Annotated in this window: 1 protein-coding gene; it reads right to left on the reverse strand. The window is 65.6% G+C overall.

The annotated features are described in order from the left end of the window. Positions 1–649, reverse strand: a 649-nt coding sequence (locus DPV79_RS41560; protein ID WP_113048184.1) for an ABC transporter permease, incomplete at its 3' end; no start/stop codon positions are given. Positions 650–687 lie beyond the last annotated feature (38 nt).

Genomic DNA, 687 nt, shown 5'->3' on the forward strand with positions numbered 1-687 from the left:
GCGCGTACAGCGGCATCACCATGAACGGCAGGTACGAATAGACCATCCCGATGTAGACGCCCGCGTCGCTGTGATAGAGGCGCAGCGGCGTGTGGATGATGCCCAGCGCGATCAGCGTGTGGTTCAGCAGGCCGTCGTCCTTCAGGATGCCGATCCATGCGTACACGCGGATCAGGAACGAGGTCCAGAACGGCAGCATCACGGCCATCATCAGCACGTTGCGGCGGTTCGGTTCCGAGCGCGCGATGTAGTACGCCATCGGATAACCTATCAGCAGGCACAGCACGGTCGACACGGCGGCCATCTTCAGCGAGCTGAGGTAGGTCGCGATGTACAGGTCGTCCTGCAGCAGGAACGCGTAGTGCGACAGTTGCAGCGCGAAGTGCACGACGCCGTCCTTGATCTCGACGAGCGACGTGTACGGCGGGATGCCCATCACCTGGTCGGCGAAGCTGATCTTCAGCACCAGCACGAACGGCAGCGCGAAGAAGACCGCGAGCCACACGAACGGCACGCCGATCGCGACGCTGCGGCCCGACGGCAGGAAGCGCGACAGCATGGAGAAACGGCCCGGGCGCGCGCGGCCGGCGCCGGTGCTCGCGGCGCCGGCAGACACCGGCGCGGACGAAGTGGAAGCGGAGGTTCTCATCGTGGCGTCCTCACTGCGTCAGCACGACGCCGCTGGCC

The sequence above is a fragment of the Burkholderia reimsis genome (assembly GCF_003294055.1).
In the GTDB taxonomy this organism is placed as follows: domain Bacteria; phylum Pseudomonadota; class Gammaproteobacteria; order Burkholderiales; family Burkholderiaceae; genus Burkholderia; species Burkholderia cepacia.